The sequence below is a fragment of the Novosphingobium sp. BW1 genome, from assembly GCF_008107685.1.
Classification (GTDB): domain Bacteria; phylum Pseudomonadota; class Alphaproteobacteria; order Sphingomonadales; family Sphingomonadaceae; genus Novosphingobium.
Window position 1 is genome coordinate 23,262 of the sequence record NZ_VIRF01000073.1, and the last position, 23,498, is coordinate 46,759.

The 23,498-nt window shown below is 63.0% G+C and carries 21 protein-coding genes and 1 pseudogene; 15 read left to right on the plus strand and 7 right to left on the minus strand.

Annotated elements, in window-relative coordinates; genetic code table 11:
* Nucleotides 1-5: 5 nt before the first annotated feature.
* The 14 genes from rpmD (at nucleotide 6) to FMM79_RS11410 (ending at nucleotide 12,428) form a co-directional block, all read left to right on the plus strand.
* Entirely contained in the window at nucleotides 6-182 is a 177-nt protein-coding gene (gene rpmD / locus FMM79_RS11345; protein WP_148627602.1) for a 50S ribosomal protein L30, read from the plus strand.
* Between the two features lie 372 nt (nucleotides 183-554).
* Nucleotides 555-1,583: an ankyrin repeat domain-containing protein gene (locus FMM79_RS11350; protein WP_240339120.1), complete on the plus strand. Its 1,029-nt coding sequence runs from the start codon at nucleotides 555-557 to the stop codon at nucleotides 1,581-1,583.
* A 97-nt stretch (nucleotides 1,584-1,680) separates the two neighbouring features.
* Nucleotides 1,681-2,160 (plus strand): 50S ribosomal protein L15, encoded by a 480-nt coding sequence (rplO, locus tag FMM79_RS11355; protein ID WP_148627603.1) that lies wholly within the window; start codon nucleotides 1,681-1,683, stop codon nucleotides 2,158-2,160.
* Between the two features lie 239 nt (nucleotides 2,161-2,399).
* Nucleotides 2,400-3,767 (plus strand): preprotein translocase subunit SecY, encoded by a 1,368-nt coding sequence (gene secY / locus FMM79_RS11360; RefSeq protein ID WP_148627604.1) that lies wholly within the window; start codon nucleotides 2,400-2,402, stop codon nucleotides 3,765-3,767.
* A 41-nt stretch (nucleotides 3,768-3,808) separates the two neighbouring features.
* Nucleotides 3,809-4,456: an adenylate kinase gene (locus FMM79_RS11365; RefSeq protein ID WP_148627605.1), complete on the plus strand. Its 648-nt coding sequence runs from the start codon at nucleotides 3,809-3,811 to the stop codon at nucleotides 4,454-4,456.
* A gap of 80 nt (nucleotides 4,457-4,536) precedes the next feature.
* Nucleotides 4,537-5,259 (plus strand): SRPBCC family protein, encoded by a 723-nt coding sequence (locus FMM79_RS11370; protein ID WP_162853547.1) that lies wholly within the window; start codon nucleotides 4,537-4,539, stop codon nucleotides 5,257-5,259.
* A gap of 307 nt (nucleotides 5,260-5,566) precedes the next feature.
* Nucleotides 5,567-5,935 carry a 30S ribosomal protein S13 gene (rpsM, locus tag FMM79_RS11375; protein ID WP_039388051.1) on the plus strand — a complete coding sequence of 123 codons (369 nt, stop codon included), beginning with the start codon at nucleotides 5,567-5,569 and terminating at the stop codon, nucleotides 5,933-5,935.
* A gap of 60 nt (nucleotides 5,936-5,995) precedes the next feature.
* Nucleotides 5,996-6,385, plus strand: a complete 390-nt coding sequence (rpsK, locus tag FMM79_RS11380) for a 30S ribosomal protein S11 (RefSeq protein ID WP_007011846.1) — start codon at nucleotides 5,996-5,998, stop codon at nucleotides 6,383-6,385.
* A 112-nt stretch (nucleotides 6,386-6,497) separates the two neighbouring features.
* Nucleotides 6,498-7,565, plus strand: coding sequence for a DNA-directed RNA polymerase subunit alpha (locus tag FMM79_RS11385; protein ID WP_148627606.1), 1,068 nt, complete (start codon nucleotides 6,498-6,500; stop codon nucleotides 7,563-7,565).
* Nucleotides 7,566-7,849: 284 nt separating this feature from the next.
* Entirely contained in the window at nucleotides 7,850-8,197 is a 348-nt protein-coding gene (locus FMM79_RS11390; RefSeq protein WP_148627607.1) for a VOC family protein, read from the plus strand.
* A gap of 163 nt (nucleotides 8,198-8,360) precedes the next feature.
* Nucleotides 8,361-8,783 (plus strand): 50S ribosomal protein L17, encoded by a 423-nt coding sequence (rplQ, locus tag FMM79_RS11395; protein ID WP_148627608.1) that lies wholly within the window; start codon nucleotides 8,361-8,363, stop codon nucleotides 8,781-8,783.
* Nucleotides 8,784-8,926: 143 nt separating this feature from the next.
* Nucleotides 8,927-11,065: a prolyl oligopeptidase family protein gene (locus FMM79_RS11400; protein WP_148627609.1), complete on the plus strand. Its 2,139-nt coding sequence runs from the start codon at nucleotides 8,927-8,929 to the stop codon at nucleotides 11,063-11,065.
* A gap of 133 nt (nucleotides 11,066-11,198) precedes the next feature.
* Entirely contained in the window at nucleotides 11,199-11,726 is a 528-nt protein-coding gene (locus tag FMM79_RS11405; RefSeq protein WP_240339121.1) for a hypothetical protein, read from the plus strand.
* A 111-nt stretch (nucleotides 11,727-11,837) separates the two neighbouring features.
* Nucleotides 11,838-12,428 (plus strand): hypothetical protein, encoded by a 591-nt coding sequence (locus FMM79_RS11410; protein WP_240339122.1) that lies wholly within the window; start codon nucleotides 11,838-11,840, stop codon nucleotides 12,426-12,428.
* Nucleotides 12,429-12,450: 22 nt separating this feature from the next.
* On the opposite strand, the gene FMM79_RS11415 is transcribed toward FMM79_RS11410, so the two are convergent.
* A complete protein-coding gene (locus FMM79_RS11415) occupies nucleotides 12,451-13,098 on the minus strand; it encodes a trimeric intracellular cation channel family protein (protein WP_148627610.1) in 648 nt (215 codons plus the stop codon).
* Between the two features lie 164 nt (nucleotides 13,099-13,262).
* Here FMM79_RS11415 and FMM79_RS11420 point away from each other — a divergent pair, with 164 nt between their 5' ends.
* A complete protein-coding gene (locus FMM79_RS11420) occupies nucleotides 13,263-14,939 on the plus strand; it encodes a hypothetical protein (protein WP_148627611.1) in 1,677 nt (558 codons plus the stop codon).
* A gap of 46 nt (nucleotides 14,940-14,985) precedes the next feature.
* Here the strand turns inward: FMM79_RS11420 and FMM79_RS11425 are convergent.
* From FMM79_RS11425 to FMM79_RS11450, 6 genes and pseudogenes are all read right to left on the minus strand, one after another.
* Nucleotides 14,986-15,916, minus strand: a pseudogene (locus FMM79_RS11425) (AEC family transporter).
* Nucleotides 15,917-15,941: 25 nt separating this feature from the next.
* Nucleotides 15,942-16,715: a TorF family putative porin gene (locus FMM79_RS11430; protein ID WP_148627612.1), complete on the minus strand. Its 774-nt coding sequence runs from the start codon at nucleotides 16,713-16,715 to the stop codon at nucleotides 15,942-15,944.
* Between the two features lie 9 nt (nucleotides 16,716-16,724).
* The gene (locus tag FMM79_RS11435) at nucleotides 16,725-17,153 is read right to left on the minus strand and encodes a hypothetical protein (protein ID WP_148627613.1); all 429 of its coding nucleotides are present in this window, start codon (nucleotides 17,151-17,153) and stop codon (nucleotides 16,725-16,727) included.
* Between the two features lie 574 nt (nucleotides 17,154-17,727).
* On the minus strand, nucleotides 17,728-19,125 hold the full coding sequence (gene lpdA / locus FMM79_RS11440; RefSeq protein WP_148627614.1) for a dihydrolipoyl dehydrogenase: 1,398 nt from the start codon (nucleotides 19,123-19,125) through the stop codon (nucleotides 17,728-17,730).
* Between the two features lie 106 nt (nucleotides 19,126-19,231).
* Nucleotides 19,232-20,458 (minus strand): 2-oxoglutarate dehydrogenase complex dihydrolipoyllysine-residue succinyltransferase, encoded by a 1,227-nt coding sequence (gene odhB / locus FMM79_RS11445; RefSeq protein WP_148627615.1) that lies wholly within the window; start codon nucleotides 20,456-20,458, stop codon nucleotides 19,232-19,234.
* A gap of 9 nt (nucleotides 20,459-20,467) precedes the next feature.
* A complete protein-coding gene (locus FMM79_RS11450; protein WP_148627616.1) occupies nucleotides 20,468-23,320 on the minus strand; it encodes a 2-oxoglutarate dehydrogenase E1 component in 2,853 nt (950 codons plus the stop codon).
* Between the last annotated feature and the right edge of the window lie 178 nt (nucleotides 23,321-23,498).

Consider the following 23,498-nt stretch of genomic DNA (forward strand, 5'->3'; position numbering starts at 1 on the left):
CGACAATGGCCAAGATCAAGATCAAGCAGATCGGTTCGCCGATCCGTCGCCCCGAGAGCCAGAAGAAGATCCTCATCGGTCTGGGCCTCGGCAAGATGCACCGGGTTGTCGAACTCGAGGACACCCCCGAAGTTCGTGGAGCGATTGCCAAGCTCCCGCACATGGTGGCCGTGGTCGACTGACCTGGCTGCCGCTCCTCCGGGGGCAGCGAGCTGATAATTGAAAGGGCTCCGGTGCTTTGCATCGGGGCCCTTTTCGCATGGGTTTGGCGGGGAGCTGCGCGATGCAGCTTTCATTCAGGGGCACCTGTGCTATGCGCTCTCGCCTTCTACTCGTCCTTCCGGGATGTCTTCCAGATGGTAATGCCTGCATCGATGTTACGTGGCCTGCTTGGTTCGGTGTTGTCGCGCCGGTGCGCGCTGGCGGGTGCGCTGGCGCTTGGTCTGAGCGCGTGCAGCGGGGATGAGCCTGGTTCTGACGGAGCCCTTGTTCCTGAAGGTGAGGCCGTGGCCGTGTGCAACGATTTTCGCGCAGATCCTAAGGTGCTGGCATCAATGCGTGCCGGAGACATCGCTCTGCGTAGGGCGCTGGCCTCAGGCGCGAGTCCCGATGCCGCTGCGGAGGCAGCCAGCGCCATTGCGCGCGGTGATTTTCGCCTTGCCGCGGCGACGACACCGAAGGGTGTCTCGCTCGATCTCTACAACGCGCAGTGCCGGCTTCTGGGCAGTCCGGCGGCCTGGTCAATCCGGGCGCTGGCGTTTGTGCCGGATCTTGCCGCGGCTGAGGGCAGGGGGGCTGATGTTCCCGCCACGGCTTTCGGGCGACAGTACAATGCGGCCCTCATGGCCGACCCGCACTATCCCTATCGTGATATCTGCCGCCCCGTCTCGGATGTGGGCCCCGAACCCGAGATACGGCCGGACGAGCCGATTTCGCAGCCCTATGGTTTTGCCGATCTCCAGTCAGGCGAGGCGGTGGACACGATGGGCTATGCTGCGCGCCACAATGCCGTCGGCCAGTTGCGTCGGCTTGTCGAGGCGCGGCCGCAGGACATCGACAAGCCAGACATGTTCGGCCTCACGCCGCTTGCCTGGGCCATCGCCTATCAGCGCTGGCGTACAGCGGACGTTCTGATCGAGGCCGGGGCCAGCCCGACAGGGGCGCGTTGCCAGACCGCGATTGATCGCCAGTCGCCCCTGCAAGTCGCGCGCCTCATGCGCTGGACGGATATGATCGGACGGCTGCGTTCGTATGTCAGCGAGGAGGAATTCGCCAGCCTGCGGCAGAACCCGCGCTACGACGATGCGAGCCTGGCCGATTTCAATCGTGCGTTTTTCCAGATCAAGCACCGCTACGATCCGATTCTGCGTCAGCGCCGTTTCTCGCGCTATGAGTTGCAGTTTACCATTGATGAGGCTGGCAATTCGACCAGCTGCGAGCTGGTACCTGCCTCGAATTCGGCCGAATTCGATGCCGAACTGTGTGAAGTTGCGATGAAGGTCGTGCGTTGGACTCCCGCGCGAGACGCTTTTGCGACCACGGTGTCAGGTGATGCCAAGCTGGTCTTCGGTCTCGGCAAGTAGGCGCCGGTTCACGATTAGGGGGTGACAGTCCCGGGCCTTTCACCTATGGGGCCCGCTTCCCATCCAGCGCGATGAAAAGCGAAAGCGAGTGCAGATTATGAATCTTAACGATCTCCGTGACAATGCCGGTGCCCGTCACCGCCGCATGCGTGTCGGCCGTGGTATCGGTTCGGGCAAGGGCAAGACCTCCGCACGTGGTCAGAAGGGCCAGAAGAGCCGTTCGGGCGTTGCCGTCAAGGGTTTCGAAGGCGGCCAGATGCCGCTTCACATGCGCCTGCCGAAGCGCGGCTTCACCAACGCAAAGTTCGCTAAGGACTACGCGGAAGTGAACCTGGGCATGATTCAGAAGGCGATCGACGCCGGCAAGCTCGACATCTCGGGCACCGTCGATCACGCAGCTCTGAAGGCTGCTAACCTTGCTCGTGGTGGCAAGGACGGCGTGCGTCTCCTGGGCAAGGGTGAACTCACCGCCAAGGTCGAATTCAACGTTGCCGGTGCCTCGAAGGGCGCTGTGGAAGCCGTTGAAAAGGCTGGTGGCAAGGTGATCCTTCCCGCCAAGGAAGCCGCCGAGGCCTGATTCGCCGAGGTGCGGTAACGCAATAAGGAGAGGGCGGAGCGCAGCGCGTTTCGCCCTCTCGTGCGTTTCGCCACCACGGTACTGCGCGATTCATGTGGGATTCGCACGCCGAAGGTGGCACGGAGGGTTCCCGCCCTCCTACGAATGTCTATATGGACGGACTGGAACGCGGGTTCGACAAGGGTGCTCTCAGCAGCTAAGGCCGAATCCGATCACGCTATTCGAGGCTTAATACACTCATGGCTTCCCGTGCCGACAATATCGCCAGCTCGCTGAGCCTGAGCAATTTCTCCAAGGCCACCGAACTGAAGAAGCGCATCTGGTTTACGATCGGTGCGCTTATCGTTTTCCGTTTTCTGAGCTTCGTACCGCTGCCGGGCGTGGACGCCCGTATACTCAGCGAGCTCTACAGCCAGACCCAGGGCGGCATCCTCGACCTGTTCAACACTTTCTCGGGTGGTTCGCTCTCGCGCATGAGCCTGATTGCCCTGGGTGTCATGCCTTACATCACGGCCTCGATTGTGGTGCAGCTGGCTGCCTCGCTTCATCCCGCGCTCATGGCGTTGAAGAAGGAAGGTGAGGCTGGTCGCAAGAAGCTGAACCAGTACACCCGTTACGGCACGGTCGGCCTCTGCGCCATCCAGGGTTACTTCCTGGCCGTGAGCCTGGAAGCCTACGGCGCCTCGAGCGGTCTTCCCGCCGTCGTTGATCCGGGCATCCTGTTCCGCATTGGCGCGGTCATCAGCCTGGTTGGTGGCACCATGTTCCTGCTGTGGCTGGGTGAGCAGATCACCTCGCGCGGTATCGGCAATGGCGTGTCGCTGATCATCATGGCCGGTATCGTCGCGCAGATGCCGACCTTCGCGTCCAACCTGGGTCAGGCCTATTCGGCCGGGGACACCGGTTCGCTGCTCATCATGTTCCTGATCGCACTGATCGTTGCGATGATCCTGCTGATCTGCTTCTTCGAGCGCGCTCAGCGCCGCTTGCTGATCCAGTATCCCAAGCGTGCGACTCAGCGCGGCATGATGCAGGCCGACCGCAGCCACCTGCCGCTCAAGATCAATACGGCCGGCGTAATCCCTCCGATCTTCGCGAGTTCGCTGCTGCTGCTGCCGCTCACCATCACCCAGTTCGCCGGCAATTCGCTGCAGCCGGACTCGACGATGGGCAAGATCGTGGTGTCGCTGAACCAGTATCTGGGGCACGGCAAGCCGCTCTACATGCTGTTCTATGCCGCTGGCATCATCTTCTTCAGCTTTTTCTACACCGCGGTTGTGTTCAATCCGGAAGAAACGGCGGAGAACCTCAAGAAGAACGGTGGCTTCATTCCCGGCATTCGCCCGGGCAAAAACACCGCGAACTACCTTGATTACGTGCTGACCCGCGTGACGGTGATCGGTGCGGCTTACCTCACGGCGGTGTGCTGCATTCCCGAGTGGTTCCTGGCCCAGACCGGTCTTCCGCTGCTGTTCATGGGCGGCACCAGCCTGCTGATCGTTGTCAACGTGACCGTGGACACCATCACGCAGATCCAATCGCATCTGCTGGCGCACCAGTACGGCGATCTCATAAAGAAGGCGAAGCTGAAAGGTCGCATGCGCTAAGCGCAAGCGTACGCCGAAACGTAGAACTGAGGGGGTTACGCGTGAATATCATTCTTCTTGGGCCGCCGGGGGCGGGCAAGGGAACGCAGGCACAGCGCCTGGTTGAGCGCCATGGCATGCGCCAGCTATCGACTGGCGACATGCTGCGGGCCGCGGTCAAGGCGGGCACGCCGACAGGGCTCGAGGCCAAGGCGATCATGGAGCGGGGCGAACTCGTCTCGGACGCCATCGTTTCGGCGCTGATTGGTGATGAGCTCGATGCGATGGGGCCGGATACCGGGGCCATTTTCGACGGGTATCCGCGCACGGCCGCCCAGGCTGAAGCGCTGGATGGCATCCTTGCCGAGCGCGGTCGCAAGCTCGACCACGTAATCGAGCTGGGTGTTGACGAGGAAGCGCTGGTCGAGCGCATCACGGGGCGCTTCACCTGTGCAGCGTGTGGCAAGGGCTATCACGACAGCTTTGAGCAGCCCAAGGTTCCGGGAACGTGCGACAAGTGCGGTGGCACCGAGTTCAAGCGCCGTCCGGATGACAACGCCGAGACCGTACGCACGCGCCTGGCCGAATACCGTGCGAAGACGGCGCCGATCCTTCCGATCTATGAAGAGCGCGGGATCGTTGCCAAGGTCGACGGGATGGCCGACATGGACGATGTGACCGCCTCCATCGAAGGCGTCCTCGCCAAGTAGGCATTGGAAAACAAGCCGGGGCGATTGTCCCGGTTTTTTTCTGGCCTTCGTACGTCTTTGTCGGCAAGACTATAGGCTTCATGAAGATCTCGCGTTTCCGCCATCGCACTGCTGTTCTCGCCGCCGCCACTTTGGGCCTGGGCGCACCTTATCTGGCCGAGGCCAAGGTTGCCGAAGTCAATGAGCGTGGCTTCGTCGTGCGCCACATGGTTGAGATTCCTTCCAGTGTGGACAAGAGTTGGGACGCGGTAGTGCACCCGGCAGGATGGTGGGATTCGGCGCATACCTGGTCCGGGGACGCTGCCAATCTCTCCATCGATCCCAAGGCAGGTGGCTGCTTCTGTGAGTTGCTGCCTCACGACACGTCGCCGCGCGGGGCACCCAAGGGCAGTGTCGAGCATATGCGGGTGGTCTATATCGAGCGTCCGCGCGTGCTGCGCATGACAGGCGCGCTTGGTCCGCTGCAGTCCGAAGCGGTGAACGGGACACTCACGATCCAGCTCAAGCCGCGGGATGGGGAGGGCGATGCTACGGTTCTGCTCCTCGAATACGTGGTTGGCGGCTATATGCGCCAGCCCGTCGAAAGGATGGCCGGATCGGTCGATACCATGCTCGGAGCCCAGCTTGAGCGCCTTACGTCCGAGCTTGGTGGGGCTTTTGCACAGGCCTTTCCCGGCGGCGATCTCGGGCTCGATCCCGTGCCTGAGGCGGATCTCAAGGTAGAGGCCAAGGTCGAGGAGGCGCCGGTTGGCATCGAACCGCTGGCGCCCGAGCCTCCAGAAGGTGAGGTAATCGAGCGTTGAGCGTGCAAGAAGAGCAATCCGTTGTGCGAGGTGCACTTTGACGCGAGAGCCCTTGCAAGGTATAATCGATTCAGCGCTTGACCGGGCTGCGCAAATCTTGGCGCAAGGCTCGCAATTCGTGTCGGCTGCATTGACAGGTCTGCCGAATCGTTTTAAGCGCCCCCTTCACTCGACAGAATCGCTGCGTCCGGATGGTCTGGCTTTGAGTAAGTCGCCTGCCGGTCGGTTCGCGTTTGTGGATCGGGTGGTTTGTTTCAGCGTTGAGATAGGGGAGCGGCGACGCGCCCCTGTGGAGCAGGAGATTTAAGTGGCTCGTATTGCCGGGGTGAACATCCCCACCAACAAGCGCGTGATCATCGCGCTCACCTACATTCACGGTATTGGTCGCACCAAGGCCGTCGAGATCGCCGACAAGCTCGGCATTGATCACACCCGCCGCATCCAGGATCTTTCGGACGCCGAAGTGCTCCAGATCCGCGAAACCATCGATGCCGATCACCTCGTGGAAGGTGACCTTCGTCGTGAAACCGCGATGAACATCAAGCGCCTGATGGACCTCGCCTGCTACCGTGGCCTGCGTCATCGCAAGGGTCTTCCGGTCCGTGGCCAGCGCACGCACACCAATGCGCGCACCCGCAAGGGCAAGGCCAAGCCGATCGCCGGCAAGAAGAAGTAAGCACGGGAACCTTAAAGGTTTTCGGTTTCCCGCAGCGACTATTCGACAGGATACACGAACATGGCACGCGAACCCCAGCGCATTAAGCGGCGCGAGCGCAAGAACATCACGAGCGGCATTGCCCACGTCAACGCCAGCTTCAACAACACCATGGTGACCATCACCGACGCCCAGGGCAATGCGATCAGCTGGTCCTCGGCCGGCATGATGGGCTTCAAGGGCAGCCGCAAGTCGACCCCGTACGCCGCTCAGGTGGCTGCGGACGACGCTGGCAAGAAGGCCGCCGAGCACGGCGTCCGTACCCTCGAGGTCGAAGTCAAGGGCCCGGGTTCGGGACGTGAGAGCGCGCTTCGCGCCCTTCAGGCTGTCGGCTTCACCATCACGTCGATCCGCGACGTGACCCCGATCCCGCACAACGGCGTTCGTCCTTCGAAGCGCCGCCGCGTCTGATCGACCTTTTTGCGGGCGGCGAACCGGTCGTCGCCCGTTTTCAGGAGCGTTTCATGGGCTCATTTCAATGGGCTCCTGGGCGCAACCGCCATCGTAATCCCAGGGGAAGTCCATGACTGTCAACATCAAGAACTGGCAGGAACTCAAGAAGCCGAACAGCCTTGAGGTCAAGCCGGGACCCGACCCCAAGCTGAAGGCAACCTTCGTTGCCGAACCTCTCGAGCGCGGTTTTGGTCTTACGCTCGGTAACGCGCTGCGGCGCGTTCTTCTGTCTTCGCTGCAAGGCGCTGCGATCACCTCGATCAAGATCGAGAACGTGCTGCACGAGTTCTCGTCGTTGGCGGGTGTGCGTGAAGACGTCACCGACATTGTCCTGAACGTGAAGCAGATCGCCCTCAAGATGCAGGGTGAAGGCCCCAAGCGTCTTCAGCTCTCGGCCACCGGCCCGGCGCAGGTGAAGGCGGGTGACATCGCCGTTTCGGGCGACATCGAGGTCATGAACAAGGACCTCGTGATCTGCACGCTCGACGAGGGTGCGGTCCTGAACATGGAACTCACCGCGGATACCGGCAAGGGCTATGTACCTGCCGTCGGTAACCGTCCGGTTGACGCGCCGATCGGTCTCATCCCGGTTGACTCGCTCTACTCGCCGGTTCGCCAGGTGAGCTACAAGGTCGAGAACGCCCGCGTTGGCCAGGAGCTCGACTACGACAAGCTCAGCTTGACTGTCGAAACCGACGGCACCGTGACTCCCGAAGATGCCGTGGCCTACTCGGCCCGCATCCTGCAGGACCAGCTGGCGCTGTTTGTCCACTTCGAGGACATCGCCCCCGTCGGTCAGCCGGCGATGGTCGGCATGGCTGCCGGCGGTACGCAGAGCCAGGAAGAGAGCGACACCAACCAGCTCAACCGTTACCTTCTCAAGAAGGTCGACGAACTCGAGCTGTCGGTCCGCTCGGCCAACTGTCTCAAGAACGACAACATCATCTACATCGGCGATCTGGTCCAGAAAACCGAGGCCGAGATGCTGCGAACGCCGAACTTCGGCCGCAAATCGCTCAACGAGATCAAGGAAGTTCTCTCCTCGATGGGTCTGCGCCTCGGCATGGACATCCCGGGCTGGCCGCCCGAAAACATCGAAGAGATGGCCAAGAAGCTGGAGCAGGAACTGCTCGGCTGATCGGTCCTTCCGATACCAAATTGAAGAGGCCCTGCAGGAAACTGCGGGGCCTTTTTCTTCGGAGGTTCGAAAAGGGGGATTTCGAGAGCCGTCGCCTGTCTTGGCCAGGGTATGCCGGATGCACTGGCTCACACGTTCCCTAGGTAAATCCTACTTTTCGTTGAGGGTGTGCCTTGGCGGGGGGAGGTCGATCAGACAGTCCGCAGGGGCAAGGGATGATGAATCGCTTGCTTGCCTCTTTTCATTCTTCGTTTAGAACATATAAAGAACGCAAGGGGAGTGTGATGGCCCGCCTGAACTACGTCGAACTGCCGGTGCGCAATGTACCCGGCCAGAAGGAATTTTACGAGGCTACTTTCGGGTGGTCCTTTACCGACTTCGGTCCAGATTACGCGTCGACGATGACGGGCGATGTCGACATGGGCCTCAACGGCGATGCGGCGCAGTGGACTGCACAGATGCTCCCGGTGATCGAAGTCGAGGACCTTGAGGAAACCCTCGCGCGCGTGCAGGCCGCAGGCGGCTTCGTCACGTTACCGATCTTTGCTTTCCCGGGCGGGCGCCGTTTCCATTTCCGCGATCCGCATGGGCACGAACTGGCTGCAATGGTGGCTGAAGGGGGTGGCGTGTAGGAAATGGCGTCCCGGATTCCCACGAATCCTTGACTCTTTCCTGAAAATCCGCATTAGGGCCGTTCTTCGCGGATACCCGTGAGAAGGTTTTGGGCGGTGGCCTTGTCCACATCGCCCGGCGGGCAGTACCTAACCGGCTGCCTGACGAACAGGAAGATGACCCATGCGTCACAAGTATTCCGGCCGTAAGCTGCAGCGCAAGTCCGGCCACCGCGCCGCCCTTCTGCGCAACATGGCCGCAGCCTTGATCAAGCACGAGCAGATCCAGACCACCACGCCCAAGGCGAAGGAACTGCGTCCCTACATCGAGAAGCTGATCACGCTTGCCAAGCACGGTGGCCTGTCCAACCGTCGCCTTGCGCACGCCAAGATCATGGACGAGGCCCAGGAAAACAAGCTGTTCGAAGTTCTGGCCGAGCGTTACGCCGGTCGTCCGGGCGGCTACACCCGCATCATCAAGGCCGGTTACCGCGCTTCGGACGCCGCGCCGATCGCGATCATCGAACTCGTCGACCGTGACACCGAGGCCAAGGGCCAAGATTCGGGCCCGGTCATGAACGAGGCCGAAGATTACGCCGAAGCGTAAGGCCTTGGGCAGGGCCTACCGGTCCTGTTGACAAGCAAAGATACGTCCGTTTTCCGAAATTGACGGGGGCGGCCGCGAGATGCAGTCTCGCGGCCGCCTTTTCGTTTGGGCGCAACGTATCTTCCCGGGAGTTGTTCTTTTTCATGCGCAATATCCTTCGTTGGACGACAGCCCTGTCGGTCCTCGCGGCCTCGTCTGTTTTCGCGAACGAACTGACAGATAAGAATTATCCCGAGACCCGGCGCGGCGACGTTGTCGAGGTGCTGTTCGGGGAAGAGATCGCGGACCCCTACCGCTGGCTTGAAAACGATGTGCGTGAGGACAAGGAGGTCGCTGACTGGGTGGCCCGGCAGAGCGCCTTCACCGATACTTATCTTAAGCAATTGCCCCAGCGGGGCTGGTTCGAGGAGAAGGTGCGTGGCCTTCTCAATTTCGAGCGCTTCGGGTTGCCGGAAAAGGCGGGCGAGCGCTACTTCTACACGCGCAACTCAGGGCTTCTGAACCAGTCGCAGCTGTTCATGCGCGATGGGCTGGATGGCGAGCCGCGCCTGCTGATCGATCCCAATACCTGGGCAAGCGACGGGGCCACAGCGCTGTCGGGCTGGAGACCGTCGAAGGATGGTTCCTACCTCCTCTATAGCGTGCAGGACGGCGGCAGCGACTGGCGTATCCTCCATGTCCTCGATGTGGGGACTGGCAAAGTCCTTGAAGACGAGATCCGATGGGTCAAGTTCTCGGACCTTGCCTGGGTCGGCGAAAAGGGCTTCCTCTATTCGCGCTATCCCGAGCCAGGTGAGGGTGAGGCTTTCCAGAGCGCCAATTTCGACCACACGGTCTATTACCATGAACTGGGAACTCCCCAGTCCGCAGACACCGTGGTCTACCGCACGCCTGAGCATCCTGAATATAATCACTCGGTCTCGACGACGCAGGATGGCCACTGGGCCGTCGTCACCAGCAGCATCGGCACCGATGCGCGTTTCGAGATCCACGCGATCGATATCACCAGCAAGGACTGGACCCCGCGCGTGGTTGTCGGCGGCTTCGATGATGCCTGGGAACTTGTTGAGGGTATGGGCGACAAGCTCTGGTTCGTCACCAACAGGAACGCGCCGCGAAAGCGCCTCGTCCAGATCGATCTGGGTGGAAAAACGCCCAAGATGCAAGAGGTTGTGCCCCAGGCCGAGGACATTCTCGAGCGTGCGGGTATCGTGGGCAACCGCCTCGTCCTCAACTACATGCGCGATGCGGCAAGCCATGCGGTTATTGTGGGTCTCGATGGCAAGAGTGCGCAGGAATTCTCGCTGAGCGGGATCGGGACGGCCTCGGGCTTCCACGGCAAGCCGGGCGACCCTGAGACCTTCTACTCCTTTACCAGCTTCAACCGCACGCCCTCGATCTTCCGCATGAATATCGAGACGGGTGAGACCACGCCGTTTGCCGAGCCCGAGATGGACTTCGATCCTGAAGACTTCGCGATTGAACAGCGCTTCTATGCTTCGAAGGATGGCACGAAGGTTCCGATGTTCATCGTGCGCCGCAAGGATGTTGTCGCCGCGGGCAAGCCGGTGCCGACGCTGCTTTACGGCTATGGCGGTTTCGACATCGCGCTCACACCGGACTTCTCGGCCTCGCGGATGGCTTGGATCCAGGCTGGCGGGGCCTATGTACTGGCGAACTTGCGCGGGGGCGGCGAGTATGGCCGTGCCTGGCACGATGCCGGACGGCGCGAGAACAAGCAGAATGTCTTTGATGATTTCATTGCGGCGGGCGAGTACCTGAAGGCGCAAGGGATTACGACTGAGGACGGTCTGGCGATCAACGGCGGCTCTAACGGCGGCCTGTTGGTTGGCGCGGTGACGAACCAGCGCCCGGACCTGTTTGCGGCTGCCGTGCCGCAGGTCGGGGTCATGGACATGCTGCGCTTCGATCGCTTCACCGCGGGGCGCTATTGGGTCGACGACTTTGGCTATCCCGACAAGGAAGCCGACTTCAGGATCATTCGGCGCTATTCGCCCTACCACAACATTGCCGAGGGGCAGGACTACCCGGCCGTACTGGTGACGACGGCGGATACCGATGACCGCGTGGTTCCGGGCCATTCGTTCAAGTACGCGGCCGCCATTCAGCATGCGAAACTGGGTGACAAGCCCCATCTCATCCGTATCGAGACGCGGGCGGGGCATGGCTCGGGCAAACCGACCGACAAGGTTATCGAAGAAGCGGCGGATATCCTCTCGTTCATGGCGGAGTGGACAAGCCTGGACGTTCCGGATTCCTGATTGTTCAGGTATTTCGGTATGAATATGAACAATGGCTGATGCCCGGGTTCAGGCGGGTATCAGCGCCTCTTTGCTAAACCGTGTCTGTCGCCGGGCATTGGGCCCGGCGCGCCGAAACAAGGAGGAACGCCTCATGCACACCCTGATGAAATCCGCTCTCGGCAAGGGACTGGTCGGGACCATGGCGGTCGGCGCAATGGCGGCCTCCACGGCAACCCCGGCCATGGCGCGCGATGGTGGTGGCCGGGTCGATGCAGGGACGGTGATTGCCGGCGCGCTGGTCGTGGGCGGTGTTGCCGCGCTGGCCGCGTCGGCCAGCAACGACCGGGATCGTTATGCCTATGGCCACCCGCGCGGGCGCGATCGCCGTTACGGTCGTGGCTTTCGCGGTGTAAGCTCGCGCGATGCGGTGGATCGCTGCGTCGCGGCGGCGACCCGTACCGCACATCGTTACGGGGAGCGCGCCCGTGTGACCGATATTCGCGAGGTCGACCGCAAGGACTATGGCTACAAGATCAAGGGCCGGATTGCGCTCGAGCATCGCCGCGGCGGGGGGTGGGATCGCCGCAGCCGTGTTGATACCGGCAAGTTCACCTGCAAGGTGAATTACCGTGGAGGTCTGCGTGACCTCGACTTTTCGGGTATTCGCGGCCTGCGCTGATGGCGTGCTGTCCGCCTGTGCGGTTCAGCGCCGGGAAAGACGCTTTGGCGCATCCGGAAACCTGCTGATTGGGATGGCGCGGATCGTGCGCGCCGATTGGGAACTTGAGTTATGAACATCCTGCGTTCGCGTACCAGTGCTTCGCTGGCTGCCCTGGCGGCCACGGTCATGACCGTTTCGCCCGCCATGGCCCATGGCTGGGGCCGTTATCCGGGCCCGCCGCGCCACCACCACCACCATCGTGGCGGCGGTGGTGGTGGCCTGCTTGCCGGACTTCTGATCGGCGGAGGCTTTGTCGCCATTGCCAGCGCGGCGAGCAAGTCCAACCAGCCCGAGCGCGTAGCCCGGCCTCGGGACGCTTACGAAGATGATGACTACGGTCGTGACTACGAACGAGGCGATGACCGTCCGGCTTATCCTGGTGGCCCGGTGGTGGGCGATCCGGGCTATGCGGCGCCCTATGAGGATGACCGCTTGCGCGAGGAGGTCGGGGCCTCGGGTTTTGGCATGGCCGTGGATACCTGCACCGACGAGGTCGAGGGCGGTTCGCGTTACAGCGTACGCAGTGTCGACAAGGTGGATCGGATGAACGGCCGCGTTGCGGTTGAAGGGCGGCTCAAGGATGGCCGGGGGTTTGCCTGCAGTATCGACGGAGATGGGCGTGTGCGCTCGGTCGCGGTCGATGGGCGCGCGATGATCTGATGAGAGCCGCGTCCCGACCAGCTCAGGTCTGTCGGGGCGGGCCCTCGTCCTCGCCGCCGTGGGTGGGCAGGCCAATGGACCAGTGGATCGCTATTCCGCGCAAGATGAAGCCGGCCAGCGCGCCGCAGATCCAGGCAGTGATCGGCGGGGTGTCGAGCGCGATCAGGAGCGCGGCACAGCCTGAGGCGAGGGCCGAGGCCGTGACGTAAAGTTCCGGACGCATGAGGATCGAGGGTTGGCCTGCGATAACGTCGCGGATAATGCCGCCCGCACACCCCGTCATCACGCCCATCAGGAATGAGGGGACAGGCGGCACACCCCAGCCCATGGCCTTGATCGTCCCCAGGACGGAATAGACGGCCATACCCAGTGCGTCGGCCCAGACGAGGATCCGGGCGTTGTACCAGTTGGCGGGCGTGAACCAGGCGAGCGTTGCCACGGCGAGGCAAACCGGCGCCACGAGCCGGTCGTGAACCCAGAATACCGGCGCATCGATCAGGAGGTCGCGTACCGTGCCGCCGCCCACGCCCGCGATCAGCGCGAAGAAGGCCACCGTGACGTAGCTTTGCTGGGTCCGTATGCCCGAGAGCGCACCGGAAAGGGCGAACAGGCCGATGGCGAAAAGGTCTACGGCGGCGGGTAGCACCGGCGTCTCGGGAGGCGTGATCATGAGTGTCTCTTATCACCCGTTCGACACGGGACCTACCCTGCCGGGCAGAACAGAACGCCATGAGTTCCGGAAACTTGTATGCCCGCGTGAAAACATTAGGTTGAAGCCCAAATACCGGCGCCCCCTATCGCCAGTCCGACCCTGCCAAATATGGATTTTCTCCCATGTTCACCCGTACTGTTCTATCCTCCCTTGCCCTGCTGCTGGCGGGCACGACTCTTGCGCCGAGCAGCGCCTCGGCTGCGCAGACCTCCGCCGCCGAGGCGCCTTACAATCTGGTCGTGGCCAAGGCGGCACTGGTGCCGGTCGAGATGGATGTCGACACCGTCTTTCTGAACGCGGAGGAGCGCAAGGTCGTCAACCTGCTGATCCAGGCTTCGGACCTTCTGAGCGAGGTCTATCTGCGTCAGCGCTACGAGGCCAATCCCAATGTGCGCATGGCGATCTCGCGCAGCCGACGGGCGGACCGCGACCTGTTGCTGGAGATGTTTGACCGCAACTTGGGTCCCTGGGATGAGATGGCCGAACTCCATCCCTTCTGGGGCGGTGAGGCCATGCCCGAGGGCGCGGGCTTTTATCCCACCGACCTGACGCGTGAGGAACTGGAAGCCTACGTCGCGGCCCATCCGGATGAGAAGCAGGCGCTGCTCAGCCCCTATACGGTAGTGCGCCGTGACGGTGAGGCGCTGGTCGCCATTCCCTATTCAAAGGCGTACGCGCAATGGCTGGAGCCGGCTTCGCAGCTTCTGGACGAGGCGGCGGCCACCACCAGCAATCCCAGCCTTAAGCGTTTCCTGTCGCTTCGCGCCAAGGCGTTCCTCTCGGACGATTACTACGAGAGCGAATTGGCCTGGATGGACCTGGAGGACACGCCTATCGAAATCGCCATTGGCCCCTACGAGGTCTACACCGACCGTCTGATGGGTACGAAGACCGCCTTCGAGAGCTTCGTGACGCTGAAGAACCCGGAAGAATCAGCCGCGCTCGCCAAGTACAAGAAGTACCTGCGCGACATGGAAGCGAACCTGCCGATCCCGGACGAGGTCAAGAACTTCCAGCGCGGCTTCGCGAGCCCCATTGTCGTCTCCGAACAGGTCCATGGCGGGGGCGACAACGTGCCCGGCGCGCCCACCATCGCCTTCAACCTCCCCAACGACGAACGCGTGCGTGAGGCCAAGGGGGCCAAGAAGGTGATCCTCTCCAACGTCCTTGGCGCCAAGTTCGACCGCATCCTGAAGTCGATGGCCCCGATCGTGCTCGAGCCCGACCAGGCCGCGCTCGTCGCGCGCAAATACATGCAGTACGAGACGCTGTTCCACGAACTCTCGCACAGCCTCGGGCCGGGGACCATCACCGTCGATGGCGAGGAGACGACCGTCAATGCGCGGCTCAAGGAGCAGGCTTCGGCGCTGGAAGAGGCCAAGGCCGATGTTGCGGGTGTCTGGAACATCCTGTTCATGATGGACAAGGGGGAGATACCGGCGAGTGAGCGCGACCAGCTCTTTGCCACCTACTTCACCGGCATCTTCCGCTCGGTACGCTTCGGCGCGGTGGAAGCGCACGGAAAGGGAGCCGCTCTCCAGTACGGCTATCTCCAGGCCAAGGGGGCGTTTCGTTTCGATAAAGGGGCAGGGCGCTTCGTGATCGACGATGCCCGCATGGAAGCGGGCCTTCGCGATCTCCTGCACGATATCCTGATGCTGCAGGCGAGGGGCGATTACGAGGGGACCAAGGCATTCATGGCGAGCTGGGCGAAGCTGGATGGCCATGCCGAGAACACGATTGCCGCGATGGGCGATGTACCCGTCGACATTCTTCCGATCTATCCCAGCGAAGTCTGACGACGTGCGCCCGGCGAACCCAGGTCGCCCGGCACAGCCCTCTCGCTCAGAGCGCCCACCATAGATAGCCGGTGATCGTGACGAGCGAGAGGATCGTGGAGAGAAGTACGGTGCGCGCGGTCACATCGGCCTCGCGGCCATAGAACTCAGCCAGCATGAAGGGGCCGGTGCCGGTCGGAAGGGCCGAAAGAATGACGGCGGCGTGAATAGCCATCGTCTCGATCTGGAAGACCCGGGCCGCCAGGAACCAGACAAGGACAGGCTGTGCGATCAGTTTGACCGCGATCAGTCCTGCGATCCGCATTCTGGGCGCGGGAGCGGCGCTTCGCTCGGCCGCGAGGAATAGCCCGAGGGCGACCAGCGCGCAGGGCGAGGCGGCAGCCCCCAGCATTGTCAGGAAATTGTCGAGGGGAAATGGTACGGCCAGCCCCGTAATCGGAAAAACGCTGGCGGCAAGCGGCGCGGCGACGAGTGGATTGGCAAGCAGCCGGCGCGCGACCTTGATGGCGAGCTTGCCCGGAGTTGCGGCCTTCTGGGTCGCGGCTTCGATCAGGATGATGCCCAGCGCGAAAACCACGCACACGGTCATCAGGACCGAGAGAAGCGTCAGCGACCGTGCCTCGCTGCCCAGCACGATGGCGATGATGGGAAAGCCCATGTAGCCGTTGTTCGCATAGCTCGAATTGAGGCCATCGATGGCCGCATCGGCGAGGCCGTGACGTAGGCGCACGAGGACCGTGAATACGAAGGTGCCCAGGGTGCCCAGCGCCAGTGCCGCAAGGAAGCTGAGGTGCCAGAGCTGCACAGGGCTGGGCCTTGGCGACGATCTCGAACAGCAGTGCTGGCAGTGCCAGCCAGACGACGAACCGGTTGAGCTCGCTTGTCGCCTGGGCACCCAGCGCCTTAAGGCGCCGCGCCAGCCAACCGGCAAAGATCAGGCCGAAGACCGGGAGAACGGTCAGCAGGGGCGTGAGCATGAAAGCGCTCTTGCGCGGGGGGGGATCAGAACGAGATGCGCATGTAGCCCGCCAGACGGGTGCCGGTGTGGCGGTCCCAGTAGCGCGTGTCGCGGGCGGCGTCCTGATTGATGCTGGTTCCGCTCAGTTCCATTCCGATCGCGAGGTTAAGGCGCGAACGTTCCAAGGCGAGGTACCAGTTGGTGTAGTCGCCATCCGGGCGCAGGCGCACCGCGCGCTCGGCATCGTTGGTCGAGCCGATGGTCTGGCCAATACCTGCATATAGGGCGAGGGGGCTACCGGGGATGCCTGCGCCGATGTCGGCGGACAAGTAGAGGTTGTCGCCGCCAATGGCGTCCTGCGATGGGGCGTAGCTGGCACCTAGCGACAGCCAGGCGGGGCCCAATGTGCGTGACAGCGAGCCTTCGATCTCGACGTAGTCGAGCTCGCCTGCATCGATGAAAACGTGGCCGCGTGCGCCTGCCGAGAAGTCCCAGCCATCGCTGGAGGTCACGTACCTGGGTGCGATCTCGATCCCCAGTTCACTTCCGCCGTGACGCCGCGCGCCGCGCAACGTGGTGGCGTTGGCATCAACGACGATGTGCGAGATGATGGGAAGCGATCCGTCTACCTGAAGGGCGAGTTCGCCCTCATTGTCGCTGATGCCGCGGCTGCGCATGTCGGCGCGCGCTTCAAGTGCGGCGCTGGCCGTGCGCATCGCTTGCGCATGGGCTTGGCGGGGAGCGGCGAAAGCGCTCAGGGAGAAAAGCGAAGCCGCGAGAACTGCGGCAGAAAGTGTGCGCACCATGCGGCTTCGCATAACGTCCTATTAGCGCGCGGCCAAGGACCTCGCTGCGGTGATCGTGGCCGCCACGTGGGGACGGTCTTCCTGTGCGGTCAGCGCCAGATATTCATCGATGTCAGCGGAGGACTTCGCAACGAGATCAGCGTGCATGGTGTCGCGTGCCACGCAGCGGCCAGCGCGCGTGTGCGAGACTTCGCTGGTTCCCGGCAGCATGGCGGTGATCGCCTTGCCTGAAGCGCTGTCAGTGATGTGGCGCTCGATGGTAACGAGGCCCGAGACCTCGCAGCGCTTCATCCCGCGGCGGCCTGCGGGCGCAATGCCGACCTGTCGGGCCGAAGATTGGACGTGGGCGGCATAGGAAACGGTGTAGGCCTTGCCGTTCTGCTCATGCTCGACCGTGTGGGCGGGAGCCATGGCTGCGGCAGCGGTGAGGGCGATGGCGAGAATGCTCATAAGAATCCTTGCTAGGTGTGGTGCACGTGGCGGGCGAGAGGTGGGCGTGTGCCCGTGAGAGGACCCGGCCTAGGCCGCAAGGAGACGTCCCGGTCAACGCGGGCGCGCGGCTTCCTTCGCACAGTGAGAGAATGGGAAGGCCCCGGCGTCCGGGAATGCGGACGACCGGACACCGGGGCTGCGGCCTATGGCGCTGCGTGTACGCCAGAAGCCGCGGGGGCTGAGGCGCTACCGGTTGATGGATGGCGCGGCCGGGCAGGTCCTGTTCGGGGACGCGGCGAGGGGCCTGGGGATCGGCTGCAGGGAAGCCATCGACATCGTACTCTCTCCCAAAAGCAATAGCGCGCTCAATACATGTGCATATGTGCCTTTTGTTCGAGCGAGATCTGCCTATCCCCTGGGCAATGCCGCAATGTTTCTGGATCGAAAGAATGATTGGCCTTGGTTCATAGCGTTCGCCCAACCGTGCCCTCGGAACAGTGATGAACTCAGGAAAGGTCCACGTGGGCTGCGGACATGAAAAAAGGGCGGCGCCAGCGGCACCGCCCTTTTGGCTATTTCGTAAGGACTTCGATCAGGTGTGGATCGGCTTGCCCTGAATGCCCATCGCGGCTTCCTTGATCGCTTCCGAGTGGGTCGGGTGAGCGTGGCACGTGTAGGCGATGTCTTCCGACGTGGCGCCGAATTCCATGGCTTGCGCAACCTGCGCGATCATGGTGCCAGCCACCGAGGCGATGCACCACACGCCGAGGACGCGGTCGGTTTCCGCGTCGGTGATGACCTTCACGAACCCCTCGGGCTCGTGGTTGGTCTTGGCGCGCGAGTTGGCCATCATCGGGAACTTGGAGGTCTTGACCTTGCCCTTTTCCTTGGCGGCTTCCTCGGTGAGGCCCACGCCCGCGATTTCAGGCTGGGTGTAGACGACGCTCGGGATGACGTCGTGGTTCACGATGCCGGTGAGGCCGGCAATGTTTTCCGCAACGGCAATGCCCTCGTCCTCGGCCTTGTGCGCGAGCATCGGGCCGGGGATCACGTCGCCGATCGCCCAGACGCCTTCGACCTTGGTGCCGAAGTCGTGGTCGGTCTCGATCTGGCCGCGCTGGTTCAGCTCAAGGCCGATCTTGTCGAGGCCGAGGTTGTCGGTGTTGGGCTTGCGGCCGATCGCGACGAGCACGACGTCGGCGTCCAGCACTTCCGCGTCGCCGCCCGCAGCGGGCTCAACGGTGACCTTGGCCGCGCCGTCCTTGACCTCGACGCCGGTGACCTTGGTCTTCAGCTTAAGGGTCATACCCTGTTTCTTGAAGATCTTGCCGGCTTCCTTGCGCACGTCGGTGTCCATGCCGGGCAGGAGCTGGTCGAGGTATTCGACCACGGTGACCTCGGCGCCGAGACGACGCCAGACCGAACCGAGTTCCAGACCGATCACGCCGCCGCCGATGACGACCATCTTGCCCGGGACCTTGCCCAGTTCAAGCGCGCCGGTGCTGTCGACGACCACGCCGCCTGCGTTGTCGACCTCAACGCCGGGAAGCGGCGTGACCGACGAGCCGGTGGCAATGACGATGTTTTTGGCGGTCTTGGTTTCGCCGTTGACTTCGACGGTGTGCGCGTCCTTGAACTGCGCGTAGCCCTTGAGCCAGTCGACCTTGTTCTTCTTGAAGAGGAACTCGATGCCGCCGGTCAGGCCCTTGACCGCATCCTTGCGCTGGCCCTGCATCGTGTCGAGGTCAAGCTCGGGGGTGACCTTGATGCCCATGCTGGCCATCGCGCCATTGGCGGCGGCGTCGAAGTATTCCGAGGCGTGCAGAAGCGCCTTGGAGGGGATGCAGCCCACGTTGAGGCAGGTGCCGCCCAGAGTCTCGCGGCCTTCGGCGCATGCGGTCTTGAGACCCAGCTGCGCGCCGCGGATTGCCGCGACGTAGCCGCCCGGGCCCGCACCGATGACAAGGAGGTCGTAATCGTATTCAGCCATAACCTGGCTCCAATCCTTCGTTCGTCATCCCCGTGTATAGCGGGGATCCCGTTTGTCGGGAGAGAAAAGAGCGGGACCCCCGCGACGCGGCGCGGGGGTGACGCGATCAGAGGTCGATGAGGAGGCGCGTGGGGTCCTCGATCGCTTCCTTGATGGTCTTGAGCGCGGTAACCGCCTCGCGACCGTCGATGATGCGGTGGTCGTAGGACAGCGCGATGTACATCATCGGACGGATCACGATCTGGCCGTTACGCACGACCGGACGGTCCTCGATGCGGTGAAGGCCGAGCACCGCCGACTGCGGCGGGTTGATGATCGGGGTCGACATGAGGCCACCGAACACGCCGCCGTTGGAAATGGTGAAGGTACCACCCTTCATGTCTTCCATGGTCAGCGTGCCTTCCTTGGCCTTCTTGCCGTAGTCCGCAATCGCCTTCTCGATACCCGCGAACGAGAGCTTGTCGCAATCCTTCACAACGGGGACGACGAGACCGTTGGGGGCCGAGACCGCAATCGAGATGTCGACGTAGTCGTGGTAGACGATCTCGTTGCCGTCGATCTGCGCGTTGACCGCCGGGATGTCCTTGAGCGCGAGCACCGAGGCCTTCGCGAAGTAGGACATGAAGCCGAGCTTGATGCCGTGCTTCTTGGCGAAGATGTCCTTGTACTTGTTGCGCGATTCCATGACGGCCGACATGTCGACGTCATTGAACGTGGTGAGCAGGGCCGCATCTTCCTGCGCGCTCTTGAGGCGCTTGGCGATCGTCTGGCGCAGGCGCGTCATCTTTACGCGCTCTTCCTGACGGGCCGGAGCCGCAGCGACCGAACCGGCTGAAGCCGGCGCGTCGGCGGGCTTGTTCTTGGCGGCGGCGATCACGTCATCCTTGGTGATGCGGCCGTCCTTGCCAGTGCCCTTGATGGTGGTCGGATCGATGCCGTATTCCAGCACTGCGCGGCGCACGGCCGGCGAAAGCACGGCGGCATCGGTCGTGGAACCTTCGCTGGCGGCAGGCGCGGGAGCCGGGGCAGGGGCGGCGGCGGGAGCCGAAGCCTCTTCCTTCTTGGCGGCCGGTGCCGGAGCGGCCGCGCCGCCGGAGCCGGACTCGATCGTGGCGATCAGCGCGTCGACGGTGACGGTGTCACCCTCGGCGGCAAGCTGCTCGCCCATCACGCCGTCGTGCGGCGCCATGACGTCGATTGCGACCTTGTCGGTTTCCAGGCTGCAGATGGGCTCGTCGGCGGCAACCGCTTCACCGGGCTGCTTGAGCCATTCGCCAATGGTGGCCTCGGTGACGGATTCGCCGAGAGTGGGGACCTTGATTTCGGTGGACATGATTTACTCTCAAGCCTTCTGCTTGCGACGGAGTTCGGAACGGACGGAGAGGTGGAGTGCGTCGGCGACCAGGGCCGACTGCTCGGCCACGTGGCGCTTGGCAAGGCCGGTTGCAGGCGAAGCCGAAGCGTGGCGACCGGCGTAACGCGGACGCGGGTTAGAGACGCCGGCTTCCTTGGCCGCGGCTTCGATCTCGCTTTCGACGAAGAACCAGGCACCGTTGTTCTTGGGCTCTTCCTGGCACCAGCAGATTTCCTCGAGGTTGGTCATGCGCGAGAGGCGCAGGGCCAGCGGCTCGCCCGGGAACGGGTAGAGCTGCTCGATGCGGATGATCTGGGTATCGTCGATCTCATTTTCATCGCGCGCTTCGATGAGGTCGTAGTAGATCTTGCCCGAGCACAGGATGACCTTCTTGGTAGCCTTGTCTTCCGGCGCCTTGGGATCGGAAAGGATACGGTAGAAGTGGCCGTCGCCGGTGAAATCCTCGGCCTTCGACTTGGCCGCCGCGTGACGCAGCAGCGACTTGGGCGTCATGATGATCAGAGGCTTGCGGAACGGACGGTGCATCTGCCGGCGCAGTACGTGGAAGTAGTTGGCCGGGGTGGTGATGTTGCACACTTGGATGTTGTCGTTCGCGCACAGCTGGAGGTAGCGCTCGAGGCGGGCCGAGGAGTGCTCGGGGCCCTGGCCTTCGTAGCCGTGGGGCAGCAGCATCACGAGACCGTTTGCACGTAGCCATTTCGATTCCGCGGAGGCGACGTACTGGTCGATGATGATCTGCGCGCCGTTGGCGAAGTCACCGAACTGAGCTTCCCACAGGACCAGGGTCTTGGGGTCGGCGCTGGCGTAGCCGTACTCGAAGCCGAGCACGCCGTATTCCGAAAGCGTCGAGTTCAGGACCTCGAAGGTACCGTGGGGCAGGGTCTTGATCGGCGTGTACTTGCGCTCGTCCTTCTGGTCGACCCAGACGGCGTGGCGCTGTGAGAAGGTTCCGCGTTCGCAGTCCTGGCCAGACAGGCGCACACCGTAACCTTCGGTCACGAGGCTGCCGAAGGCGAGCGCCTCGGCGGTAGCCCAATCAAAACCTTCGCCCTCGGCGAACATCTCTTCCTTGGCCTTGAGTACGCGGCTCAGCGTCTTATGGACGGTGAGGTCCTCCGGGACGGTGGTCAGCGTACGGCCCAGGCTGTCGAACAGCTTGGTGTCGATGCCGGTCTGCACGTTGCGGCGCGCGGTTTCGGCGTCGGCAGGCTTGTGGAAGCCCGACCAGCGGCCCGAGAACCAGTCGGCGTGGTTCGACTTGTAGGTCTTGGCCGCTTCGAACTCATCCTCAAGATGCGCGGTGAACGCGGCTTCGGTCTCGGCGAGGAAGTTCTCGTCGATGACGCCTTCGGACTTCAGGCGCTCCGAGTAGATCTTGGCGACACCGGGGTGCTTCTTGATCTGGGCGTACATCAGGGGCTGCGTGAAACCGGGCTCGTCGCCTTCGTTGTGGCCGAAGCGGCGGTAGCACCACATGTCGATCACGATGTCGCGGCCGAAGGTCTGGCGGTAGTCGATCGCCAGCTTGCAGGCGAAGGTTACGGCTGCCGGATCATCGCCGTTCACGTGCAGAATCGGCGCCTGGACGCCCTTGGCGACGTCCGAGGGGTATGGCGAGTTGCGCGCGAAGGCGGGGCTCGTCGTGAAGCCGATCTGGTTGTTGATGACGAAGTGGATGCAGCCGCCGGTGTTGTAGCCCTTGACGCCCGAGAGGCCGAAGCACTCCCAGACAACGCCCTGGCCGGCAAAGGCGGCATCGCCGTGGATGAGCACGGGAAGGACGGTCTTGTGCTTGGCACCGGGGCCCACATCGTCGCCGATGTCGTCGTGGCTGACCTGGTAGCTGCGGACTTTGCCGAGCACGACCGGGTTCACGGTTTCGAGGTGTGAGGGGTTGGGCATGAGGCTCATGTGAACCTTGATGCCGTCGAACTCACGGTCCGCCGAGGTGCCCAGGTGGTACTTCACGTCGCCCGAGCCACCCACGTCCTCGGGGTTGGCGGTGCCGCCCGAGAATTCGTGGAAGATGACTTTGTAGGGCTTGGCAAGGACGTTGGCGAGGACGTTCAGGCGGCCGCGGTGGGCCATGCCGTAGACGATTTCCTTGACGCCGAGCTGGCCGCCGTACTTGATCACGGCTTCAAGAGCCGGAATCATCGACTCGCCGCCATCGAGGCCGAAGCGCTTGGTGCCGACGTACTTTTTGCCAAGAAACTTCTCGTACTGCTCGCCGCGTACGACGGCCTGAAGGATCGCCTTCTTGCCTTCGGGAGTGAACTCGATTTCCTTGTCGGGACCCTCGAAGCGGTCCTGGAGGAAGCGGCGCTCCTCGACGTCGGCGATGTGCATGTACTCGAGGCCGACGTTGCCGCAGTAGTTGGCGCGCAGGATCTGCACCAGCTCGCGCACGGTCGTCCACTCGAGGCCGAGGTTGCCGCCGACGAAGACCGGACGGTCGAGGGCTGCGCCTTCAAAACCGTGGTATTCGGGCGTGAGGTCCTTGGGCAGCTCGCGCTTGGCAAGGCCCAGCGGGTCGAGGTTGGCGGCCATGTGGCCACGCACGCGGTAGGTGCGGATGAGCATCATGGCGCGGATCGAGTCCGCAGCAGCCTGATCGATGCTCTTCTGGTCGACCTTCGCGCCGCCCTTGCCGGCGGCCTTCTCGACAGCCATGCGCAGAGCGGAAGGATCGAGGCCCTGGGTCAGGTCGTCTTCGAACTCGGCGCCGACGAGGGGCCAGTTCTTGCGCTGCCAGCTGGGTCCCTGCTGGGGGCCGTCAAGGCCCGTATCGGGGGTGAACTCGAAACTTTCGTCGCCCATGGAATCACCTTTTCACGCCAGTATCGTCTCTGCGGCGCATGGAGGAATAGTTTTGGGACACTGTCGGGGGCCGGAGAGGAAGGCGCGGCAGTGGGATTACAGTTCTGTCGGCGTTTGGACGCCTTGTGTTTGTTGCCGCGTGGAGGCGGCTACCCGGAAAAACCGAAAGGCCGCCTCC

What these genes read in the sequence shown, in the direction of transcription:
- FMM79_RS11420 (WP_148627611.1), top strand. Translation starts at nt 13,263, where the DNA reads ATGTTCACCCGTACTGTTCTATCCTCCCTTGCCCTGCTGCTGGCGGGC.
- odhB (WP_148627615.1), bottom strand. Translation starts at nt 20,458, where the DNA reads ATGTCCACCGAAATCAAGGTCCCCACTCTCGGCGAATCCGTCACCGAG.
- FMM79_RS11370 (WP_162853547.1), top strand. Translation starts at nt 4,537, where the DNA reads ATGAAGATCTCGCGTTTCCGCCATCGCACTGCTGTTCTCGCCGCCGCC.
- FMM79_RS11410 (WP_240339122.1), top strand. Translation starts at nt 11,838, where the DNA reads ATGAACATCCTGCGTTCGCGTACCAGTGCTTCGCTGGCTGCCCTGGCG.
- FMM79_RS11400 (WP_148627609.1), top strand. Translation starts at nt 8,927, where the DNA reads ATGCGCAATATCCTTCGTTGGACGACAGCCCTGTCGGTCCTCGCGGCC.
- rplO (WP_148627603.1), top strand. Translation starts at nt 1,681, where the DNA reads ATGAATCTTAACGATCTCCGTGACAATGCCGGTGCCCGTCACCGCCGC.
- rplQ (WP_148627608.1), top strand. Translation starts at nt 8,361, where the DNA reads ATGCGTCACAAGTATTCCGGCCGTAAGCTGCAGCGCAAGTCCGGCCAC.
- FMM79_RS11415 (WP_148627610.1), bottom strand. Translation starts at nt 13,098, where the DNA reads ATGATCACGCCTCCCGAGACGCCGGTGCTACCCGCCGCCGTAGACCTT.
- secY (WP_148627604.1), top strand. Translation starts at nt 2,400, where the DNA reads ATGGCTTCCCGTGCCGACAATATCGCCAGCTCGCTGAGCCTGAGCAAT.
- FMM79_RS11430 (WP_148627612.1), bottom strand. Translation starts at nt 16,715, where the DNA reads ATGCGAAGCCGCATGGTGCGCACACTTTCTGCCGCAGTTCTCGCGGCT.
- FMM79_RS11385 (WP_148627606.1), top strand. Translation starts at nt 6,498, where the DNA reads ATGACTGTCAACATCAAGAACTGGCAGGAACTCAAGAAGCCGAACAGC.
- FMM79_RS11405 (WP_240339121.1), top strand. Translation starts at nt 11,199, where the DNA reads ATGCACACCCTGATGAAATCCGCTCTCGGCAAGGGACTGGTCGGGACC.
- lpdA (WP_148627614.1), bottom strand. Translation starts at nt 19,125, where the DNA reads ATGGCTGAATACGATTACGACCTCCTTGTCATCGGTGCGGGCCCGGGC.
- FMM79_RS11435 (WP_148627613.1), bottom strand. Translation starts at nt 17,153, where the DNA reads ATGAGCATTCTCGCCATCGCCCTCACCGCTGCCGCAGCCATGGCTCCC.
- rpmD (WP_148627602.1), top strand. Translation starts at nt 6, where the DNA reads ATGGCCAAGATCAAGATCAAGCAGATCGGTTCGCCGATCCGTCGCCCC.
- FMM79_RS11450 (WP_148627616.1), bottom strand. Translation starts at nt 23,320, where the DNA reads ATGGGCGACGAAAGTTTCGAGTTCACCCCCGATACGGGCCTTGACGGC.
- FMM79_RS11390 (WP_148627607.1), top strand. Translation starts at nt 7,850, where the DNA reads ATGGCCCGCCTGAACTACGTCGAACTGCCGGTGCGCAATGTACCCGGC.
- rpsK (WP_007011846.1), top strand. Translation starts at nt 5,996, where the DNA reads ATGGCACGCGAACCCCAGCGCATTAAGCGGCGCGAGCGCAAGAACATC.
- FMM79_RS11350 (WP_240339120.1), top strand. Translation starts at nt 555, where the DNA reads ATGCGTGCCGGAGACATCGCTCTGCGTAGGGCGCTGGCCTCAGGCGCG.